This window comes from Brevundimonas sp. (assembly GCF_041911375.1).
Lineage (GTDB): Bacteria > Pseudomonadota > Alphaproteobacteria > Caulobacterales > Caulobacteraceae > Brevundimonas.
This window is the reverse complement of record NZ_JAYRPA010000088.1, coordinates 1-17,653: the sequence shown is the minus strand read 5'-3', so window position 1 is coordinate 17,653 and position 17,653 is coordinate 1. Positions and strand designations below refer to the sequence as shown.

Sequence of the window (17,653 nt, the reverse complement as noted above, 5' to 3'; positions counted from 1 at the left end):
CCTCATGTCGCGCTTCGTTCCCGATCCCGACGCCCTTCGTCTGGGCGAGGCTCTCGCCGCCCTGCGCCGTGAGCGCGGCCTGTCGCAGGCCGAGGCCGGCGCGCGCGTGGACATGACCAGCCAGGGATGGGGCCTCTATGAATCCGGCCGGCGCCCCGGCCTGTTCCGACCCGACGTCCAGCGGCGCTTGACCACGGCGCTGGACGCCACGCCCGAGGATCTGGCCCTGGTCCTGGCGCGGGCCGGCGAAACGACGCCCCCCGAAGGGGCCCTTGCGACCGGCGTATCGGCGCGGACGCGGGCCTGGGCCGGTCCCGAGGCCGCGCCGCGCCGTCACGCCCTGTCGACGGACGAGTTGTCGCCCTGGGCCGAGTCTGGCGTGGTGCTGGAATATCGCCCCGGGCAATGGCCGCGTCGGGGCCAGGGCTGCGTGGTGGAGATGGCGGACGGCTCGGTCCGGGTGCGTATCTATGAGGGGGGCGATGCGGAGGCCCTTCGACTAGCGGGAGCCGGGGGCCTGGATCGCGTGGAGGTCCTCGCCCGATCCGAGGTCGCGCGCGTCTCAGCGGTCACGGCCCGGCTGGAATCCTGATGAAACGAAACAGTTGTGTTTCATCGCCAGATATGAAACCTTCCTGTCAAGGACAGGAGATCGCCGATGCCACGTTCGCCCGCCGGGCGCTCCCCGAGAACCGCCGAGCCGCTGGACGCCCTCGTGGGCCGGCGGATCGCCGCGCGTCGTCAGGCGCTGGGCCTGTCGCAGACCGCTCTGGGCGAGAAGATCGGCGTCTCGTGTCAGCAGGTGCAGAAGTACGAGGGCGGGCACAATCGCATCTCGGCCTCGCGGCTGCATGGCCTGGCCGCGGCGCTGGGCCTGCCGGTCGAGGCCTTCTTTCCTCAGCGGGCGGGCGAGGCCGAGACCGTCGAACTGCAGACCTTGCGCGCCCTGACCGCGACGGCGGAGGGGCGGGCGCTGGCCGCCGGGTTCGCTCGGATCGAGGACCGCGCGGTGCGTCAGGCCCTGACGCGCCTGGTGGAGGTTCTTGCTCCGGCGGCCTAGAAGGGCGCCCATGAGAATTCTGGTGATCGATACGGCGCTGGGGGCCTGCACGGCCGCAGTGTTCGAGGACGAGCGGCCGCTGGCCATGCGGTTCGAGCCGATGACGAAGGGTCATCAGGAACGGCTGGGCGGACTGGTGCGCGACGTCGTCGCCGAGGCGGGGATGGCTTTCGACGCCCTGGATCAGATCGGCGTTACGGTCGGGCCGGGGTCGTTCACGGGCTTGCGGGTCGGGCTGGCGTTCGCCCAGGGGCTGGGCGCCGCGCTGGATCGGCCTGTCGTCGGTCTGTCGACGCTGGACGCCCTGGCCGAAAGCCTGCCGCAGGATCCGGCGCCCACTGTCGCCCTGATCGACGCCCGCCGCGGCCAGGTCTATGCGCGATCGTTCGATCAGGGCGCGCCCCATGGCCCCGCCGCAGCCCTGACCCTGGCGGAAGCCGCGCAGGAGATCGTCGCCCTGGATCGACGCGCGCGACTGGTCGGGACCGGCGTCGGCGTGCTGCTGGAGGCCTTTCCCGATCTGGCGCCGACCCTGGCCGACGCCCGGGCCGCGCCGTCGCCGGAGGCCCTGGCGCGGCTGACGCGAGCGACCGATCCGGTGTCCAGCCCGCCGCGGCCGCTGTATCTGCGCGCGCCCGACGCCACGCCGCCCAGCCGTCTGCCCGGCCAGCCGCGTCAGATCGTCCCGTGACCGACCCGGCGACCGACGCCGCCGAAGGCCTGGCCGCGCTGCATGCGACGGCGTTCGCCGCGCCGTGGTCCGCGCGCGAGTTCGCCGATCTTCTGGTACAGGCCGGCGTCTTCGCCGTGGTGGAGCCGGACGGCTTCATCCTGATCCGCCAGGTTCTGGACGAGGCGGAAATCCTGACGCTGGCGGTGCGGCCGCAAGCCCGGCGCGCCGGATTGGGCGGCCGGCTGGTGGGGCAGGGGGCCCTCGCCGCGGCGCGAGCCGGCGCTGCGCGCCTGTTCCTGGAAGTGGCCGAGGACAACGCCGCCGCTCGCGCCCTGTACGACCGGGCCGGCTTCCGCCTGATCGGCCGGCGCAAGGGCTATTACGCGGGCGGGAAGACCGACGCCCTGGTGCTGGCGTTCGACCTCGCGGCTGATCCGGACAAGGCGACGCTTCCCTGACGCGACGACAGCCCTTATTCTAGTCTGATGGACCGGATCGAAAAACTCTGCGCCGACCGCGGCATGCGTATGACCGAACAGCGTCGGGTGATCGCCCGGGTGCTGTCCTCGGCGGAAGACCACCCGGATGTCGAGGAGCTGTACCGGCGCGCCTCGGCCATCGATCCGCACATCTCCATCGCCACCGTCTATCGCACGGTGCGCCTGTTCGAAGAGGCCGGGGTCGTCGAGAAACACGACTTCGGGGACGGCCGCAGCCGGTACGAAGAAGCGGGCGACGACCACCACGACCACCTGATCGACACCCGTTCGGGCGAGGTGATCGAATTCTTCGACGCCGAGATCGAGCGGCTGAAGACCGAGATCGCCGAACGGCTGGGCTTCCAGCTGATCGGGCACAAGCTGGAGCTCTACGGCGTCGCCATCGAGGGCGCCGAGCCGTCCAAGCGCGAAGGGCTGATCTTCAAGCGCCACGCGGCCCGGGTCAACCCCGCCGATGTGGACGCCGGCTGAGCCTTAGCCTTGTCGTCGCCCGTTTCGGCGATCATAAGCCTGCCATGACCGAAACCCTGGTTCCGCAAGCGGCCGAGGCGGGACCCGCGCCCGCCAAGCGCCTGTTCATCAAGACCTACGGCTGTCAGATGAACGTCTATGACTCCGAGCGCATGGCCGACGTCCTGCGCCCGCTGGGCTATGCGACCACCGAGGCGGTCGAGGACGCCGACTTCGTCATCCTGAACACCTGCCACATCCGCGAAAAGGCGGCCGAGAAGGTCTATTCCGAGCTCGGCAAGATGCGCGAGCTCAAGGACGCCAAGGACGGCGCCATGACCATCGCCGTCGCCGGCTGTGTGGCTCAGGCCGAGGGCGAGGAGATCATGCGTCGCCAGCCGGCCGTGGATCTGGTCGTCGGACCCCAGGCCTATCACCAGCTGCCGGAGCTGCTGACCCGCACCGCCCGGGCGCGCGGCGAGCGGATCGGCGCCGACTTCGCGCCGGTCGACAAGTTCGACGCCCTGCCGGCGACGCGCGGGACCACCGGCCCCACAGCCTTCCTGACCGTGCAGGAGGGTTGCGACAAGTTCTGCACCTTCTGCGTGGTGCCCTATACGCGCGGGGCCGAATGGTCGCGCCCGCTGGCGGCTGTTCTGGACGAGGCCCGCGCCCTGGCCGATCGCGGCGTGCGCGAGGTCACCCTGCTGGGGCAGAACGTCAACGCCTATGACGGCGAGCGGGCGGACGGGAAGAAGGCGACCCTGGCCGAACTGGCCTACGCCCTAGCCGAAATCCCCGGCCTGGACCGCATCCGTTATACGACCAGCCATCCCAACGACATGTCCGACGACCTGATCGCGGCGCATGGCGATCTGGACGCGCTGATGCCCTATCTGCACCTGCCGGTTCAGTCGGGCTCGGACCGCATCCTGCGGCTGATGAACCGAAAGCATGGCCGCCAGAAGTATTTCGACCTGATCGAGCGCATCCGCGCCGCGCGGCCGGACATGGCGATGTCGGGCGACTTCATCGTCGGCTTCCCCGGCGAGACCGAACGGGATTTCGAGGACACGCTGGATCTGGTGCGGCAGGTGAATTACGCCAGCGCCTTCTCCTTCATGTACTCGCCCCGGCCCGGCACGCCGGCCGCCGGCATGGGGGCGCAGGTGGCGCCCGAGGTGTCCAAGGACCGGCTGCATCGGCTGCAGGCCCTGCTGCTGGAACAGCAGGTCGCCTTCAACGCCGCCCAGGCGGGCCGCACGCTGAACGTGCTGTTCGAGAAGAAGGGACGTCACGGCCGCCAGGCCATCGGCCGCTCGCCCTATCTGCAGTCGGTCCACGTCGACGACGCGGATCATCTGATCGGGAAGATCGTTCCGGTTCATATCGTCAGTGGTCAGCAGAACAGCCTGACCGGAAAACTGATCGCCCCCGTCCCGTCTCCGCGGGACCTTGGAGTCTCCGTGCTTGGCGCGTGAAAGCGAATTCATACCCCTGAACGACGCCGAGCTGCGCGCGGTGGTCGGACCCAACAGCCGGCATGTCGCCCTGATCGAGGACGCCTTCAAGGTGTTGGTCGAGGCGCCGGGCGGCGGGGTCTCGGTCAACGGCGGCGTGCGCGACCGAGGCGACGCCCGCCGGGTGATCGAGGATCTGGCCAAGCGCGCGGCCCTGGGGGCCGAGGTCACCGAGGCCGACGTGCGCGCCGCCCTGGGCCAGGCGCGGGGCGGCAAGGGGACGCCCGGCATGGCGGCGGCCGGCGTGTCCCTGCCCGGCGGCAAGCGCGGATCGATCGTGCCCAAGACCAAGGCCCAGGCCGCCTATCTGGACATGCTGGGCCGGTGCGAACTGAGTTTCGGGGTCGGGCCGGCGGGGACGGGCAAGACCTTCCTGGCGGCGGCTTACGGGGCTTCATTGCTTCGTCGCGGCCAGGTGGACCGGCTGGTCATCACGCGGCCGGCGGTCGAGGCGGGCGAGAAGCTGGGTTTCCTGCCGGGCGATCTGAACGAAAAGGTCGATCCCTATCTGGCCCCGATCTGGGAGGCGCTGAACGACATCCTGGGCGCCGAGGACGTGCAGCGTCGCCGCGACAAGGGCGAGATCGAGGCCGCCCCCATCGCCTTCATGCGGGGCCGCACCCTCAGCCACGCCTTCGTCATCGTCGACGAGGCGCAGAACACCAGCCGTCTGCAGATGAAGATGGTTCTGACCCGTCTGGGCGAGGGCGCGCGCATGGTGGTGACCGGCGACCCGTCGCAGATCGATCTTCTGAACCCGCGCGATTCCGGTCTGGCCCATGCGCTGCGCATCCTGGAGGGGATCGAAGGCGTGGGCGTTCTGAAGTTCGCCGCCGAGGACGTGGTGCGCCACGCCATGGTTGAGCGGATCGTGCGCGCCTATGACGCCGACGCGGCGCGGCGCCTGCCCGCGCCCGATCTCGAAGACGCGGAATGATCGAGGTCGAGGTCGAGGCGGACGCCTGGTCCGCTCTGCCCGAGGTCGAGGCGACCGTCTCGCGCGCGGCCGCGGCGGCGCTGGGGACCGTCGAAGGCGACGTGGTCGTGCTGCTGACCGACGATGAGGCCGTGCGTGACCTGAACGCCCGCTTTCGCGACAAGGACAGGCCGACGAACGTCCTGTCCTTTCCCGCGCCGGAGAACGCCTTTCCGCACCTGGGCGACATCGTCCTGGCCCACGGCGTCTGCGCCGAGGAGGCGCGGGCGCAGGGCAAGACCCTGGCCGACCATCTGAGCCATCTGGTGGTCCACGGCGTGCTGCACCTGCTGGGCCGCGACCACGAGGACGACGCCGAGGCCGAAGAGATGGAGGCCGAGGAGCGCGAGATTCTGGCCGGGCTGGGCGTCGCCGATCCCTACGCCGCCGACGACGAGGCCTGAGCCATGACGCCCGACGCCCTGCTTGATCGCCTCGCCGGGCCGATCCGCGCCCTGCCGCCGCGCCGGCGCGCCGTGAGCTGGCGACTGATCCGCATCGCCCTGGCCCTGCTTGCGGGCGCGGGGACGGCGCTGGCGCATCCGCCTTTCGGGCTCCTGATCGGCCTTGTGGGCTATCCACTGCTGATGATCCTGGCCGAGCGTTCGGACCGGCCACGTGGCGCCTTCTGGATGGGATGGCTGGCGGGGTTCGCCTATTTCTTCATCGGTTGCTGGTGGGTCGCCGAGGCCTTCTTCGTCAACCCGGAACAGGCGTGGATGGCGCCCTTCGCGGCCAGCCTGCTGCCGGCGGGGCTGGGACTGTTCTGGGGCGCGGTCTGCGCCCTCTATCGCCGGACCACGCCGATCGGCGTGGTCCGGGTGCTGCTGTTCGCGGCCCTGTTCTGCGGTTTCGAATGGCTGAGAGGCCATGTGCTGACCGGTTTTCCGTGGAATCCGGCGGGCGCCAGCTGGCGCGCAGGCGGGGCCATGTCGCAGTTCGCCTCGGTGGTCGGCGTCTATGGCTTGAGCTTTCTGACGGTGGCGGGGGTCTCGGCGCTGGGCGTCCTGGTCGGGCCGGGCCTGTGGCGCGGACGGTGGATCGCGGCGGGACTGGGTCTCGGCGCCCTGGTCGCGGTCGGCGTGGGGGGCGCGGTCCGGCTGGGCGGCGCGGACCTGCGGTTCACCGACACGGTGGTCCGGATCGTCCAGGCGGACGTCGACCAGGAATCCAAGTGGACGCCCGAGGCCTATCGTTCGATCGTCGATCGCTATCTGCGCCTGACGGCCCAGCCGGCCGCGCGGACCCCCGACGTGGTGGTTTGGCCCGAAGGGTCTCTGCCGGCCGCCGACTATCAGGTGTTCGCGCCGGGCGCGGCGGAGGGCGAGGGGATCGCGGCGGCGCTCAAGCCCGGCCAGACCCTGCTGATGGGACTGGCGCGCGGCCAGGCCGATCCGACGGCGCCGGACGGCGCGCGCTACTACAACAGCCTGTTCGCCCTGCATGACGAGGGCGGCGTCGGTCTGCGGGTCGCGGCCGTCTACGACAAGCATCGGCTGGTGCCGTTCGGAGAGTATCTGCCGCTGGGCTCGGTGATGACCGCCGTGGGCCTGCGCAGCCTGGTGCACATGCCCAGCGACTTCTCCGCCGGCCCGACGCCGGCGCCGATCACCCTGCCCAACGCGCCGCCGGTCCAACCGCTGATCTGCTACGAAAGCCTCTATCCCGGCTTCACGCCCGGCGCCGCAGGCCGCCCGGCATGGATCGTGAATGCGTCCAACGACGCCTGGTTCGGCAAGACCTCGGGCCCGCGCCAGCATCTGAACCTGGCCAGCTATCGGGCGATCGAGACAGGCCTGCCGATCGCACGGGCCACGCCCACAGGCATATCGGCGATGATCGATCCCTGGGGGCGGATCGTAGACGGCGATCGGCTGGACCCCGGCGTCATGGGGGTGATCGACGCCCGGTTGCCGCAGCCCGCCGGCGTGACCCCGTACGGTCGGACGGGTGACTGGCCGTTCGGTCTCGCGCTTCTTCTAAGCGTGGCCTTAAGCTTGTGGCCCTTGCGGACGCGCTCTAAGGTCTGACCTGGTCGTTTACTATAAAGCAGGATGTGAGATGGCGCGCGGCGAGGATACTCAGGATCCGCACCCGGTCGATCGTCACGTCGGACGTCGCGTTCAGGAAAAACGCCTGGGACTGGGGCTCAGCCAGACGGCGCTGGGCAAGGCGGTCGGCGTCAGCTTCCAGCAGATGCAGAAGTACGAAAAGGGTCAGAACCGCATCTCGGCGTCCAAGCTGTTCGAGATCGCGGACTTCCTGAACGTCGGCATCCCCTACTTCTTCGACGGCTACAGCAGCCGGCCCGGCCTGGCCGAGGAATCCGCGCCGGCCTTCGATCACGACCATCCGGCCACGCGCCAGTCCCTTGAGATCGCCCGCCTGGCTCCGCAACTGCCGCTACGCAAGCAGAAGCTGATCCTGGAAATGATGCGGGAGATGCTGGAGGACGGCGCCGGCGATTGAGACCGGACAGACCTGCGGCGGCCTGTCGGTGGATGCCGGACGCGGCGCGGTCTAGGATGACGGCTTCCTTTTCCCCCACGGACCTCGTCTCTTGCGCCTGACTTCCCTGTTCGTCGGCCTGATGCTGTTGCTGGCGCCCCTGGCGGCCCACGCGCAGCCGGCGGTAGGGACGGCGGCCCTGGTCGGCCTGGGCCCCCAGCGCACCGAGCGGATCGAGGCCGAACTGGTTCCGATGTCGCAATGGGCGACGCCGGGATCGACCGTGATCGTGGCCGTGCGCCAGGCGATCCAGCCGGGGTGGCACACCTATTGGCGCAATCCGGGCGACTCGGGCGGGCCGACCACCCTGGACTGGACCCTGCCGACCGGCGTCCGGGCGGGCGAGATCGTCTGGCCGCTGCCTGAGCGTCAGCGTCTGCAGAGCCTGGTCAACTACGGCTATTCGGGCGCCGTGCTGCTGCCCGTGCCGATCGAGGTTCCGGCCTCGGCGCGACCTGGACAGGTGCTGTCGCTGCGGGCCCAGGCGCTGTTCATGGTGTGCAGCGACCAGATGTGCGTGCCCGACGAGCTGCCGCTGGCGCTGGATATCGAGGTGCGCGAGGGCGCCGCGCCGCTGGACCCGGCCTATGGCGCGGCGATCCAGGCGGTGCTGACCGACGCGCCGCGCCCGGCGCCCATCGAGGCGCGTATCGCCCTGACGGACGGCCGGCTGACGTTGAGCGCGGCGGGCGGGCCGCTGGCGGGGGCCGACATCGGCCGGGCGCACTTCTTCCCCTTCCAGGGCGGGGTCATCGACCACGCGGCGGACCAGACGGCGACGCGGGGCGATCAGGGCCTGACCCTGACGCTGGCGCCCGGACGCGGTGCGCGCGGCGGCCTGAGCGGGCCGGTCGCGGGGGTGCTCGCCACCGACGCGGGGGCGTGGGAGATCACGGCTGAACCAGGCGCGGCGCTGGCCGGAACGACGGGGCGCGCGATCTCCGGCGAGGCGGGCGAGCGGGAGGACCCGGCGGGCGGCGCAGGGGCGACGGGCCTGCTGCGGGCGGCCGGGCTGGCCTTGCTCGGCGGGCTGATCCTGAACCTGATGCCCTGCGTCTTTCCCATACTGGCGATGAAGGCGGCGGCGCTGTCGGCCTCGGCGCATGAGACGCGGGTTGCGCGTCGCGACGGCCTGCTGTTCCTGGCGGGGGTTCTGGCGACCTTCCTGGTTCTGGCCGGGGCCTTGCTGGCGCTGCGGGCTGGAGGGCAGGCCATCGGCTGGGGCTTCCAGCTGCAGTCTCCGGCGGTGATCGCCGTGCTGGGCCTGCTGATGCTGGCCGTGGCGCTGAACCTGTCAGGCGTGTTTGACATCGGTGGGTCATTGCAGGGCGCGGGAAGATTGTCGCATGTCTCTGGCGGCGCGGGGGCCTTCCTGACCGGCGTGCTGGCGGTGGTGGTGGCGGCGCCCTGCACGGCGCCCTTCATGGCCGTGGCTCTTGGCGCAGCCCTGGTCATGCCTTGGCCAGCCGCGCTGCTGGTCTTTCTGATGCTGGGGCTTGGTCTGGCCCTGCCCTATGTGGTCGTCAGTTTGTCGCCGGGCCTGTTGCGGCGCTTCCCCCGGCCGGGGCCGTGGATGGAGCGGCTGCGGCGGCTGCTCGCCTTCCCGATGTACGGCGCGGCCCTGTGGCTGGCCTGGGTGTTCGCGCGCCAGACCGGCGGCGCGGCCCTGGCCCTGCTGTTCGGCGCCGGCCTTATGCTGGCCTTGGCGCTGTGGCTGTTCGGCCTGATGCAGGGCGAGCGGACGGCTGGTCGGCGCAGCTGGCTCAGCGGAGCGTCGGCTCTGATCGCCCTGGCGCTGGCCACGGTGGCGGGCGTGGCGGCGGCGCGGGCGCCGGTGGTGGAGCCCGGCGAGGCGTCCGGCGAGACGGTGCTGGCGTCCCAGCCCTGGTCGCCCGAGGCCGTGCAGGCGGCGCAGGTCGAGGGCCGTCCGGTGCTGGTCAACTTCACCGCCGACTGGTGCGTGACCTGCAAGATCAACGAGGGCGCGGCCCTGTCCTCGGCCCGCGTGGGCCAGGTGATCACGGCGACGAACGCCGTCTATCTGGTCGGCGACTGGACCCGGCGCGACGACGCCATCGCCCGCGAGCTGGAACGCCACGGCCGGTCGGGCGTGCCGCTGTATCTGCTGTATCCGGCCGGCGGGGGCGAACCGCGCATTCTGCCGCAGCTGCTGACCGAGGGGCTCGTGATAGACTCCCTACAGGAGGCCGCGCGCTGACTGCGGCCCGCATCAGGGAAACGCCGTCATGATCCGCCTGACCCTCGCCGCCGTCGCCGCCCTGGCCGTCGCCGCCTGCCAGCAGCAGGAGGCCGCCGCGCCTGTTGAGGCCGCATCGAACGAACCGGCGTCCGCAGCCGCGGCGCAGGAGGGTATGGCCCCGCCCTTCACCCTGGTCGACGCCGAGGGGACGCAGCGGTCGCTGGCCGACTTCCGGGGCCGGACGGTGGTCCTGGAGTGGACCAACGAGGGCTGTCCCTATGTCCAGAAACACTATGGCGCGGGGGCCATGCAGGCGCTGCAGCGCGAAGCGACCGCCGACGGCGTGGTCTGGCTGACCATCGTGTCCTCGGCGCCCGGCACGCAAGGCTTCGTCGAGGGCGAAACGGCGCGCGCCTTCAAGGCCAAGCATGACGGCGCCTGGACCCACCTGCTGCTGGATCCGACCGGCGAGGTCGGCAAGCTGTACGACGCCAAGACGACGCCCGACATGCGGGTGATCGATCCGCAAGGCCGCATCGTCTTCGAGGGCGGCATCGACGACCGGCCGACCAACAAGCCCGAGGACCTGGAGGGCGCCACCAACTTCGTCCGCGCGGCCCTGACCGACATGGAGGCCGGCCGGCCGGTCCAGACCCGCTTCGCCCAGCCCTATGGCTGTTCGATCAAATATCCGGAGACGGTGGAGGGGTAGCGAGGTCCATAACTTCCGTCATCCTCCGGCAAGCCGCGTCTTCGCGGCGCAGACCGGGGGACCCAGCGGCGCGCGAGAGCGCGAAGCTGTCGCGGATTCCAACGATCGGGCGCGACTGAGCCTTCGCCTTCGGCGCCGCTGGGTCCCCCGGTCTCGCTATGCCCGCCGGAGGATGACGAAGAACCTACACCGCCGGCTGCGGCGGGGCGGTGATGACCTCGACGTTGTCGTTCAGCAGGTAGGACAGTTCCGACAGGGCGACGGCGCGTTCGGCCGGGGTCGGGGCGGTCTGGACGGCGGCGACCTTCTTGGGGATGTCCTCGGAAATGCCGCGCAGGATGCACTTCAGGTCGCCGTCCGTGCCGCGTTCCTTCAGGATCAGGTGACCCTGCATGTCCAGCTGGGACAGGGCCTCGGCGCGGGTCTTGAAGCCGGTGAAGACCGGGCCGGCGAAGAAGCCCTCGGCGTCGGCGGCCTTGGAGGCGGCCCAGCCGTCCACCAGGGCCTTCAGCTCGGTCGACCGGGCGATGATGTCGGCGAACAGCGGCTCGCCAGCCACGGACACGGGCGCGCCGGCCGCGGCGGGCGGCTGGGATGCGGCCTCGGCCACCGCCGGGTTGGAGACCATCAGGGCGATCGAAAGGGCGATGCCGCAGGACATGGAGAACCTCGGGGGCTGACTTCCTGTTTCAACGTCCGCTAGGACGTTGAACCGGGATACGCCCGACCCGTAAACGAGTGTTTACCCTATCGCCTCCCCCGACCGCCTCCGAGGACTGATCATGAGCCGCGACGCCGCCTGGACCGCCTTCGACCGCACCGCCGCCGAGGCCGGAAAGACCCGCATCGTCGATCAGTTCTCCGCTGATCCCGACCGTCTGGCGCGGATGTCGGTCGAGGCGGCGGGGCTTTACCTGGATCTGTCGAAGCAGAGCTGGACCAAGGCCGCCTTCGAGGCCTGCCTGGACCTGGCGCGCGCCTGCGACGTGGAGGGCCGCCGCGCCGCCCTGTTCGCCGGCGAGGCGGTGAACCTGACAGAGGGCCGTGCGGTGCTGCACTCGGCGCTGCGAGCGGCGGCGGGCGCGGACTTCCATGCGCTGGGCGAGCCGGTCTCGGCCGAGGTGGACGCCGTGCGCGCCGACATGAAGGCCTATGCCGAGGCCGTGCGTTCGGGCGCCGAGGCCGGCGCGACGGGCCAGCCGTTCAAGGCGATCGTCCATGTCGGCATCGGCGGATCGGACCTGGGGCCGCGCGTGGTGTGGGACGCCCTGCGCCCGCTGGACCCGTCGATCGACCTGCGCTTCGTCGCCAATATCGACCCGCGCGACATGGCCGAGGCGCTGACCGGGCTGGATCCCGAGACCACCCTGGTCGTGGTGGTGTCCAAGACCTTCACCACCCAGGAAACCCTGGCCAACGCCGAGGCGGCCAAGGCCTGGCTGGCGGCGGCCCTTCCGGCCGAGGGGATGACGAAACACTTCATCGGCGTGACGGCCGCGCCGGACAAGGCGGCCGCCTTCGGCTGCGGACGGACCTTCGCCTTCCGCGACTGGGTCGGCGGGCGGTATTCCCTGTGGTCGGCGGTCAGCCTGTCGTGCGCCATTGCGCTCAGCTGGGACGTGTTCGAGGCCATGCTGGCCGGGGCGGCGGAGATGGACGACCATTTCGTCGCGGCGCCGCTGGAGCAGAACGCGCCGGTGCTGCTGGCCCTGGCCCAGGTGTTCAACGTCGACGGCCTGAGCCGCCCGGCACGGACGGTGGCGCCCTACGCCCATGCGCTGCGCGGCCTGCCGTCCTTCCTGCAGCAGCTGGAGATGGAATCGAACGGCAAGCGGGTGCATCGCGACGGGACGCCGGTGGACCGCCAGACCTGCCCTGTGGTGTTCGGAGAGCCCGGCACCAACGGACAGCACGCCTTCTTCCAGCAGATCCACCAGGGGCCGCAGGTGGTTCCGGCCGAGTTCGTGATCGTGGCCCGCACGCATGAGGACGCGCCCGAGTCGCCTCTCTGGTCCAACGCCCTGGCCCAGGGCCAGGCCCTGATGCTGGGCAAGACGACCGAGGCGGCCAAGGCCGAGGGTCTGGCGCAGGGATTGTCGGAGGAGGAGGCGACGCGTCTGGCGCCCCACCGCACCTTCACCGGCGACCGGCCCTCGACCGCCATCGTCATGGATCGGCTGACGCCCCGGACCCTGGGCGCCCTGATCGCCCTCTATGAGCACAAGACCTTCGTGGAAGGGGTGGTCTGGGACATCAACAGCTTCGACCAGTGGGGCGTGGAGCTGGGCAAGGTGCTGGCCAAGGCGATCCTGAAGGATGTCGGGGCCGGCGGCCCCAGCGCGGACCTGGACCCCTCCACCGCCGCGCTGATGACGCGACTGATGGGCTGAGGCCGCGAAAAAGGGCGCTCCGTGGGGAGCGCCCTTCCTCATTCTCGATAATCTAGGCCTTACCAGCGACGGTCGTAGCGGTAGTCCCGGTCGCGGCGATAGTCGTGGCGCGAGTTGTAGCGACGGTCTTCATACCGGTAGTCATAGCCGGAGCGGCTGCGGTCGATGCCGTGCTCGCGCTCCCAGTGGCCCTGGTTCCGGTAGCAGCGGCCGCCGCGATAATATTCGCAGCCCGAGCCGCGGTTGGTGGCCACCGCGCCCAGGGCCGCGCCGGCCAAGGCGCCGCCCGCGATATAGGTGCCGTCGCCATTGCCCAGCAGGGCGCCGGCCAGGCCGCCGACGGCCGCGCCGATCAGGGCGTTCTGGGCGCTGTTGTCGTCGCGGTCGCGGTCCCGATACGACTGGGCCGAGGCAGGCGCCGCCATCATGGTCAGGGCGACGACCGGCGCGGCGGCGACCGCGGTGATCTTCAGCATCTTCGACATGGTCCGTCTCCTTTTGCTCTGTGCCCGGCCAGCGTTCCGGAAGGGGAATGCCGTGAGCGTTGGGTTGGTTCTAACGGGCGGCGCTTGAACGACCCCGGAGCCTGTCATTCATTTTCGGTTCATTCGTTGCGGAAGTTTCGCGCGGAAATCGGTCCGTCCCGCTTGACCCCGCCGGCCCGCCTGCCTAACTCCCGGCCGCGTTAGCACTCTCGTCGGTCGGCTGCCAAAACGGCGATCGCGGGAGGGCCGACCGACTGTTCACAATCGCCCCATCCGGGGGATCAAGGGAGACAACCGATGGCGTTTCGTCCGCTCGGCGACCGCGTGCTGGTCAAGCGCGTTGAAGAAGAATCCAAGACCAAGGGCGGGATCATCATCCCCGACACCGCCAAGGAAAAGCCGCAGGAAGGCGAAGTCGTCTCCGTCGGCCCCGGCGCCCGTGACGACAAGGGCGTGGTCAACGCCCTGGAGCTGAAGGCTGGCGACCGCATCCTGTTCGGCAAGTGGTCGGGCACGGAAGTGAAGATCGACGGCGAAGACCTGATCATCATGAAGGAGTCCGACGTCCTGGGCGTGCTGTCCTAAGCACCCGACGTCCGACGTTCCTCAATCAATCCATATAGATAGGAGCAGCCCGCATGGCCGCTAAGATCGTACAGTTCAACACCGACGCGCGCGACAAGATGCTGCGAGGCGTCAACGTCCTCGCCAACGCCGTCAAGGTGACCCTGGGCCCCAAGGGCCGCAACGTCGTGATCCAGAAGTCCTTCGGCGCCCCGCGCTCGACCAAGGACGGCGTCTCGGTCGCCAAGGAAATCGAGCTGGAAGACGCCTTCGAGAACATGGGCGCCCAGATGATCCGCGAAGTCGCTTCGAAGACGAACGACAAGGCGGGTGACGGCACCACCACCGCGACCGTCCTGGCTCAAGCCATCGTGCAAGAAGGCCTGAAGGCCGTCGCCGCCGGCATGAACCCGATGGACCTGAAGCGCGGCATCGACAAGGCCGTGGGCCTGGTGCTGGAAGAGATCAAGACCAACTCCAAGCCGGTCTCCAACAACTCGGAAATCGCCCAGGTCGGCACCATCTCGGCCAACGGCGACTCCGAAATCGGCGAGCTGATCGCCCAGGCCATGGCCAAGGTCGGCAACGAAGGCGTCATCACGGTTGAAGAAGCCAAGACCGCCGACACCACCGTCGACGTCGTCGAAGGCATGCAGTTCGACCGCGGCTACCTGTCGCCCTACTTCATCACCAACGCCGACAAGATGGAGGCCGTTCTCGAAGAGCCGCTGATCCTGCTGTTCGAGAAGAAGCTGACCTCGCTGCAAGCCATGCTGCCGATCCTGGAAGCCGTGGTGCAGTCGGGCCGTCCGCTGCTGATCATCGCCGAGGACATCGAAGGCGAGGCCCTGGCCACCCTGGTGGTCAACAAGCTGCGCGGCGGCCTGCGCGTCGCCGCCGTCAAGGCCCCCGGCTTCGGCGACCGCCGCAAGGCCATGCTGGAAGACATCGCCATCCTGACGGGCGGCCAGGTCATCTCGGAAGACCTGGGCATCAAGCTGGAGAGCGTCACGCTCGACATGCTCGGCAAGGCCAAGAAGGTTTCGATCACCAAGGACGACACCACCATCGTCGAAGGCGTCGGCGGCAAGGATGAGATCGAAGCCCGCGTGGCCCAGATCAAGCGCCAGATCGAGGACACCACCTCGGACTACGACAAGGAAAAGCTGCAGGAACGTCTGGCCAAGCTGGCCGGCGGCGTCGCGGTTCTCCGCGTCGGCGGTTCGACCGAAGTCGAAGTGAAGGAAAAGAAGGACCGCGTCGACGACGCCCTGAACGCCACGCGCGCCGCGGCTGACGAAGGCATCGTTCCGGGCGGCGGCATCGCCCTGCTGAAGGCCTCCAAGATCCTGGCCGACGTCAAGGGCGACAACGCCGACCAGAACGCCGGCATCGCCATCATCCGTCGCGCCCTGCAGGCTCCGATCCGTCAGATCTCGGAAAACGCGGGCGTCGAAGGCTCGATCGTGGTCGGCAAGGTGCTGGAAAACGACCAGGCCTCGTTCGGCTTCAACGCCCAGACCGAAGAGTATGGCGATCTGGTGCAGATGGGCGTCATCGACCCCGCCAAGGTCGTTCGCACGGCCCTGCAAGACGCCGCTTCGGTGGCCGGCATCCTGATCACCACGGAAGCCGCCGTCGCCGATGCGCCGAAGAAGGCCTCGGCCGGCGCCGGCGCCCCCGACATGGGCGGCATGGGCGGCATGGGCGGCATGGACTTCTAAGTCCAAGTCATCCCAGGCTGAAATGCGGAAGGGCGGGCCAGCGATGGCCCGCCCTTTTTCTTATGCCGCTGGCTGTCCGCCGAGGGGCCAGATCTGGGCTCCGCGGCCGGTCAAAAAGCTGAAGTCGAAGAGGCCAGCTTGCCCCGCGGGCGGTTCAACGCCTAGTCATGCGCGGTGAACAGACAGTCCCTCATCATCGATTGCGATCCGGGCGTGGACGACGCCGTGGCCCTGATGCTGGCCTTTGCGGCGCCGGCGCTGGAGCTGCTGGCGGTGACGACCGTGGCCGGCAACGTTCCCGGCCGCCTGACCCAGCGCAATGCGCGGATGATGCGCCAGATCGCCGGCCGCGAGGACGTGCCCGTCTTCGGCGGCGCCGAGCGGCCGATGAAGCGGCCTCCGGCGGGGGCGGGCGAATTCCATGGGCCGGAGGGGCTGGGCGACCTGGAGCCGTTCGAGCCGGCCGCCATCGTCGGCGACGGACCGGCGGCCAACGCCATCGTCGACCTGGTCATGCGCCGGCCCGAAGGGTCGGTGGCCGTGGCCGTGCTTGGACCCATGACCAATCTAGCGCTGGCCATGCGGCGCGAACCGCGCCTGGCCGAGCGGCTGGGGCCGGTGGTCGTCATGGGCGGAGCGCGGTCGGAGGGGGGCAACATCACCGCCTCCGCCGAGTTCAACATCTGGGCCGATCCCGACGCGGCGGCGGTGGTGTTCGGATCGGGCTGCTCGGTCGTGGCCTTCGGCCTGGACGTCACCCATCAGGTCCGCGCCACCGAACCGCGCATCGAGGCGATCGAGGCGGTGGAGTCCGAACCGGCGCGGACGGCCACGGCGATGCTGCGCTTCTCGCAGCGGGTCGAGCGGACGGTGGTGGGGTGGCAGGCCGCGCCGCTGCACGACGCCTGTCCCATCGCCTGGCTGATGGCGCCGGAGCTGTTTGAGCTGAAACCCTGCCGCATCGAGGTGGAGACGCAGTCGGACCTGACGCGCGGCCATACGGCGGTGGAGTTTCGGGTCGATGCAGCCGCGGCCCGCCACCACTGGGCGGTCAAGGCCGACGGCCAGGGGGTGTTCGACCTGATCGCCGCGACCCTGGGGGCTGCGGCATGAGGATCACCGTCGTCGGCTCGATCAACCTGGATTTCGTCGCGCGCGCGCCGCATCTGCCGGCGCCCGGCGAGACGGTCACCGGCGCCGTCCTGTCGCGGCATCCGGGCGGCAAGGGGGCGAACCAGGCGCTGGCGGCCGAGAAGCTGGGCGCCGAGGTCTGCCTGATCGGACGGGTGGGGAACGACGCCCAGGCCGGTGAGGCCCTTGGCCTGATGGAGCAGTACGGCGTCGACCTGTCGGGGGTGGAGGTGGACATCGCCGCCCCGACCGGCGTCGCCCTGATCTCGGTCGACCCGTCGGGCGAGAACCAGATCGTCGTCGCGGCCGGGGCCAATCACCTGGTCACGCCCGAACAGCTGCCGCAGCGGATCGAGGGGGCGCTGATCGTGCAGCTGGAGCTGCCGATCGAGACTGTGGAGGCGGCGGTGGGCCGCGCGACCGGCTTCGTCTGCGCAAACCTGGCGCCGGCCGCGCCAGTGTCGGAGCGGTTGCTGCGCCGCGCCGACCTGATCGTGGTCAACGAGACCGAGGCCGCCTTCTACGGCGACGGCCTGCACCGGGGCGGGGGCCGGGTTGTGGTGACCAAGGGGGCTAGGGGCGCCGCCATGTACCAGCGCGGCGTCGAAATGGCCTGGGCGACGCCGCCGGTCGTCGAGGCGATCGACGCCACCGGCGCCGGCGACGCCTTCGTCGGCGCCATAACCGTGGCCCTGCTGGAGGGCATGGCGCCGGACGCCGCCCTGCGGTTCGCCTGCGCCGCCGGGGCGGCCGCCGCGCC

General features: G+C 70.2%; 19 protein-coding genes. 17 read left to right on the top strand and 2 right to left on the bottom strand.

Going from position 1 to position 17,653, the window contains the following annotated elements:
• Positions 1–4 precede the first annotated feature (4 nt).
• From ACE3PU_RS14680 to ACE3PU_RS14625, 12 genes are all read left to right on the top strand, one after another.
• Positions 5–592, top strand: coding sequence for a helix-turn-helix transcriptional regulator (locus tag ACE3PU_RS14680; protein WP_374390846.1), 588 nt, complete (start codon positions 5–7; stop codon positions 590–592).
• Positions 593–658: 66 nt separating this feature from the next.
• Positions 659–1,060 (top strand): helix-turn-helix domain-containing protein, encoded by a 402-nt coding sequence (locus tag ACE3PU_RS14675; RefSeq protein ID WP_374390844.1) that lies wholly within the window; start codon positions 659–661, stop codon positions 1,058–1,060.
• A gap of 10 nt (positions 1,061–1,070) precedes the next feature.
• Entirely contained in the window at positions 1,071–1,751 is a 681-nt protein-coding gene (gene tsaB / locus ACE3PU_RS14670; protein ID WP_374390842.1) for a tRNA (adenosine(37)-N6)-threonylcarbamoyltransferase complex dimerization subunit type 1 TsaB, read from the top strand.
• Complete coding sequence (locus ACE3PU_RS14665; protein ID WP_374390840.1) at positions 1,748–2,191, top strand: GNAT family N-acetyltransferase; 444 nt, start codon at positions 1,748–1,750, stop codon at positions 2,189–2,191. The genes tsaB and ACE3PU_RS14665 overlap by 4 nt, the downstream gene beginning before the upstream one ends.
• Before the next feature lie 27 nt (positions 2,192–2,218).
• Positions 2,219–2,704, top strand: coding sequence for a Fur family transcriptional regulator (locus tag ACE3PU_RS14660; RefSeq protein WP_374390838.1), 486 nt, complete (start codon positions 2,219–2,221; stop codon positions 2,702–2,704).
• A 44-nt stretch (positions 2,705–2,748) separates the two neighbouring features.
• Positions 2,749–4,164: a tRNA (N6-isopentenyl adenosine(37)-C2)-methylthiotransferase MiaB gene (gene miaB / locus ACE3PU_RS14655; RefSeq protein WP_374390837.1), complete on the top strand. Its 1,416-nt coding sequence runs from the start codon at positions 2,749–2,751 to the stop codon at positions 4,162–4,164.
• Entirely contained in the window at positions 4,154–5,140 is a 987-nt protein-coding gene (locus tag ACE3PU_RS14650; RefSeq protein ID WP_374390836.1) for a PhoH family protein, read from the top strand. Before miaB ends, ACE3PU_RS14650 begins: the two co-directional genes overlap by 11 nt.
• Positions 5,137–5,583 carry an rRNA maturation RNase YbeY gene (ybeY, locus tag ACE3PU_RS14645; protein WP_374390835.1) on the top strand — a complete coding sequence of 149 codons (447 nt, stop codon included), beginning with the start codon at positions 5,137–5,139 and terminating at the stop codon, positions 5,581–5,583. The genes ACE3PU_RS14650 and ybeY overlap by 4 nt, the downstream gene beginning before the upstream one ends.
• Positions 5,584–5,586: 3 nt before the next feature.
• Positions 5,587–7,209 (top strand): apolipoprotein N-acyltransferase, encoded by a 1,623-nt coding sequence (gene lnt / locus ACE3PU_RS14640; protein ID WP_374390834.1) that lies wholly within the window; start codon positions 5,587–5,589, stop codon positions 7,207–7,209.
• Between the two features lie 31 nt (positions 7,210–7,240).
• Positions 7,241–7,648 (top strand): helix-turn-helix domain-containing protein, encoded by a 408-nt coding sequence (locus tag ACE3PU_RS14635; RefSeq protein WP_374390833.1) that lies wholly within the window; start codon positions 7,241–7,243, stop codon positions 7,646–7,648.
• Positions 7,649–7,769: 121 nt separating this feature from the next.
• Positions 7,770–9,905 carry a protein-disulfide reductase DsbD family protein gene (locus ACE3PU_RS14630; RefSeq protein ID WP_374390935.1) on the top strand — a complete coding sequence of 712 codons (2,136 nt, stop codon included), beginning with the start codon at positions 7,770–7,772 and terminating at the stop codon, positions 9,903–9,905.
• A gap of 28 nt (positions 9,906–9,933) precedes the next feature.
• A complete protein-coding gene (locus ACE3PU_RS14625; protein WP_374390832.1) occupies positions 9,934–10,599 on the top strand; it encodes a redoxin domain-containing protein in 666 nt (221 codons plus the stop codon).
• 184 nt (positions 10,600–10,783) lie between these two features.
• Here the strand turns inward: ACE3PU_RS14625 and ACE3PU_RS14620 are convergent, their stop codons facing one another.
• Positions 10,784–11,260 carry a hypothetical protein gene (locus ACE3PU_RS14620; protein WP_374390831.1) on the bottom strand — a complete coding sequence of 159 codons (477 nt, stop codon included), beginning with the start codon at positions 11,258–11,260 and terminating at the stop codon, positions 10,784–10,786.
• Between the two features lie 121 nt (positions 11,261–11,381).
• Between ACE3PU_RS14620 and pgi the strand changes: the two genes are divergently transcribed.
• Positions 11,382–12,989, top strand: coding sequence for a glucose-6-phosphate isomerase (gene pgi, locus ACE3PU_RS14615; RefSeq protein WP_374390830.1), 1,608 nt, complete (start codon positions 11,382–11,384; stop codon positions 12,987–12,989).
• A 59-nt stretch (positions 12,990–13,048) separates the two neighbouring features.
• Here pgi and ACE3PU_RS14610 read toward each other — a convergent pair whose 3' ends face one another.
• Positions 13,049–13,474, bottom strand: a complete 426-nt coding sequence (locus tag ACE3PU_RS14610) for a hypothetical protein (RefSeq protein ID WP_374390829.1) — start codon at positions 13,472–13,474, stop codon at positions 13,049–13,051.
• Positions 13,475–13,771: 297 nt separating this feature from the next.
• Between ACE3PU_RS14610 and ACE3PU_RS14605 the strand changes: the two genes are divergently transcribed.
• The 4 genes from ACE3PU_RS14605 to ACE3PU_RS14590 form a co-directional block, all read left to right on the top strand.
• Entirely contained in the window at positions 13,772–14,059 is a 288-nt protein-coding gene (locus tag ACE3PU_RS14605; RefSeq protein ID WP_122466564.1) for a co-chaperone GroES, read from the top strand.
• A 53-nt stretch (positions 14,060–14,112) separates the two neighbouring features.
• Positions 14,113–15,762, top strand: a complete 1,650-nt coding sequence (groL, locus tag ACE3PU_RS14600; RefSeq protein ID WP_374390828.1) for a chaperonin GroEL — start codon at positions 14,113–14,115, stop codon at positions 15,760–15,762.
• A 174-nt stretch (positions 15,763–15,936) separates the two neighbouring features.
• Positions 15,937–16,875 carry a nucleoside hydrolase gene (locus ACE3PU_RS14595; protein WP_374390827.1) on the top strand — a complete coding sequence of 313 codons (939 nt, stop codon included), beginning with the start codon at positions 15,937–15,939 and terminating at the stop codon, positions 16,873–16,875.
• A partial coding sequence (locus ACE3PU_RS14590) for a ribokinase (RefSeq protein WP_374390826.1) occupies positions 16,872–17,653 on the top strand: 782 nt, incomplete at its 3' end. The genes ACE3PU_RS14595 and ACE3PU_RS14590, both read left to right, overlap by 4 nt.